Consider the following 2,933-nt stretch of genomic DNA (forward strand, 5'->3'; position numbering starts at 1 on the left):
CACCTATGTTCTCTGAAAAGACGTGGCAACAGTTTCCTGCAGCCACGTCCTCTCAGCTAACGCAACTTACGAAACCTTAACCGTTGTTTATACGGAAACGCAGGCTGCCTCTTCAATTAGGCGGCGGGCTCAGTGGTGCCAGCATCAGCCTGAGTGACGCTGGTGAAAGCCTCGATCAGCTCGGGGGTCAGCTCGTCGGCGAACTCGTCGTACACGGGGGCAGAAGCCTCAGCGAACTCAGCAGCAGCCTCGGGAGTCAGCTCGGTGATCTCAACGCCAGCCTCGGCCCACTTGTCCATGATCTCCTGATCCTGGCTGCGGTTCAGCTCACGCTCGTACTCGCAGGCAGCCTGGCCGGCCTCGTCAACGATGGCCTGCAGCTCGGGAGACAGGGAGTTGTACAGCTCAGCGTTCATGCAGAAGAACAGGCAGTCATAAGCGCCGGTCCAATAGGTCAGATAGCTCTGGACCTCCTGGATGGAAGCGGCATCAGCGGTGGGCAGGGGGTTCTCCTGGCCGTCGTAGGTGCCGGTCTGCAGAGCGGTGAACACCTCGGACCAGTTGGCGTTGGTGTAGTCGGCGCCCCACAGCTCATAGGAGCGGTTCAGCAGCTGGGAACCCGCGACACGCATCTTCAGGCCGTTCATGTCAGCCTTGCTGGCGATGGCGTGCTTGCTGTTGGTGATGTGGCGGAAGCCGTTCTCCGCAATGCCCAGCAGGTGCACGTTGTAGGTGCTCTCCAGGATCTCGCCCAGAGCCTCGCCGCCGGCGCCGTCCAGGGCCGCGTCAGCCTCTTCCGTGCTGTTGAACAGGAAGGGCAGGGAGACCACGTTGAACCGCTGGTCGAAGGAGGACCAGATCAGGTTGGAGTGCATGGACAACTCGGTGGTACCGTCCATCAGGGCCTGGATGCCGTCGGTCTGGTTGCCGGCGGTCAGCTGGTCAGCGGGATAGTACTGAACGGTGATGGCACCGCCGGTCTTCTCGCCCACGATCCGGGCGAACTCCTTGGCGCCGTCCACCCAGGGAGAGGTCTCCGTGGCGGAGCAGGCGAACTTCCAGGTCATTTCCTCGAACTCGCCAGTGGAAGCGGCAGCATCATCGCCGCTGTCGGCAGTGGTATCGCTGGCAGCGTCATCGCCACCGCCGCAGGCCACCAGGGCCAGAGCCATGGTGAGCGCCAGGAGCAGTGCAAGAAACTTTTTCATTGTTTTGCCTCCTTAAAATAGTTGTAGCAGGTATTATCTGAAACCGCAAAGCGCGGTTACAGCCAAGTCAGGAGATGCTTATTTGCCGAACAAGAGCACGGTAGAGAACCAGGGCACATAGGTGATGAGCAGCAGCGCAATAATGCATGCCACAATCTGGGGCCACACAGCCTTGGACATAGAGACAATGGTGACCTTGGTCTTGTCCCGCAGGCCCTGAAGCTTCTCGGACACACCGATGGCGACGAACAGGTTGACACCCACGGGAGGAGTCACCTGGCCGATAGCCAGGTTCACTGTGGCGATCACGCCGAAGTGGACGGGGTCGATGCCCAGCTGGGTGGCTACGGGGTACATGATGGGGATAAAGATGTACATGGCGGAGTTGGCGTCCACGAAGCAGCCTGCAATCAGGAAGATCACGTTGACGATCAGCAGGAAGATGTACTTGTTGCCGGAGATCTCCAGCAGCAGAGCCTGGGCCGCCTGCGCAATGCCGAACACCGTGCACACATAGGAGAACAGGGTGGCCGCGCCGATGATCAGCATGATGCCGCCGGTGGTCTTGCCGGAGTCGACCAGAATATCGATCATATCCTTCATCTTGACCTCACGATAGATGAAGACGCCGACCACCAGACCGTATACCACGGAGACGGCAGCCGCCTCGGTGGGGGTGAAAACGCCGCCGTAGATGCCGCCGATGATGATGACGGGCATCAGGAAGCCCCAGAAGGCCTCACGGAAGGACTTCCAGCGCTGGCCCCAGGAGGACTTTGCCTTGGATGCCTGGATGCCCTTCTTGCGGCACTCGATCATGATGATGATCACCAGGGACAGGCCCATCATGATGCCGGGAATCCAGCCGCCCATGAACATATCGCCCACGGAGACGCCGGTGATGGAGGCGTACACCACGAATGCGATGGAGGGCGGAATGACGATGGCGATGGAGGAGGCGCTGGCCATCAGGGAAGAGGCGAAGGGGGCGGAGAAGCCGCCGCGGTTGATCATGGCGGGAATCAGGATAATGCCCAGAGCCGCCACGGTGGCGGGACCGGAGCCGGAGATGGCGCCGAAGAAGCAGGCCACGATAACAGCCACGATGGCGATGCCGCCGCGCCGATGGCCGACGCAGTCATCAGCAAACGCCACCAGACGGCTGGAGATGCCCGCCTTGGCCATGATGTTGCCGGACAGAACAAAGAACGGAATAGCCAGCAGCAGGAACTTTGCCATGCCGCTGTACACGTTGGTAGGGACGACCGTCAGGGGGGAACTGCTGAAGAGCAGGGCGAAAATGGAAGACATACCCAGGCTGACGGCAATGGGGATATTCAGCAGCAGCATCACGAAGAAGCTGCCGAACAGGATCAAGTTAATCATACAGTCTCTTTGCCTCCCTCTGTCTCAGCCGGCTTCACACAGGCGGCCTTGTTGCTCATCACGTCGACCAGATACTCGATCGCATGGAGCACCAGGAAGATGGAGCCGATGGGCAGCAGGATGGTAAACACCCATTCGGGCCAGCCCAGAGAGAAGGTCTCTTTGCCGGTGCTGATCTGATCGAACACCTTGTTAAAGCCGGTGTAGATCAGGATGGCGTAAAAGATCAGGTTCACGACCGTGTCAATCACGGTCAGAATCTTTTTACCCCCGACGCCCACATTGTCGAAGTTCTGGGACAGCGTAAGCCTGCTGCCGTCGCGGGTGGCGAGGGCGCCG

Annotated in this window: 3 protein-coding genes; all 3 read right to left on the minus strand. The window is 59.8% G+C overall.

Annotated features, from left to right (window positions below):
* Positions 1 to 116: 116 nt before the first annotated feature.
* Positions 117 to 1,208, minus strand: coding sequence for a DctP family TRAP transporter solute-binding subunit (locus QVE23_RS05485; RefSeq protein WP_287967721.1), 1,092 nt, complete (start codon positions 1,206 to 1,208; stop codon positions 117 to 119).
* A 78-nt stretch (positions 1,209 to 1,286) separates the two neighbouring features.
* Positions 1,287 to 2,594 carry a TRAP transporter large permease gene (locus QVE23_RS05490; RefSeq protein ID WP_021749709.1) on the minus strand — a complete coding sequence of 436 codons (1,308 nt, stop codon included), beginning with the start codon at positions 2,592 to 2,594 and terminating at the stop codon, positions 1,287 to 1,289.
* A partial coding sequence (locus QVE23_RS05495; RefSeq protein WP_502919069.1) for a TRAP transporter small permease occupies positions 2,591 to 2,933 on the minus strand: 343 nt, incomplete at its 5' end. The genes QVE23_RS05490 and QVE23_RS05495, both read right to left, overlap by 4 nt.

It is taken from the genome of Oscillibacter sp. KLE 1728 (assembly GCF_934833455.1).
Taxonomy (GTDB): Bacteria; Bacillota; Clostridia; order Oscillospirales; family Oscillospiraceae; genus Oscillibacter; species Oscillibacter welbionis.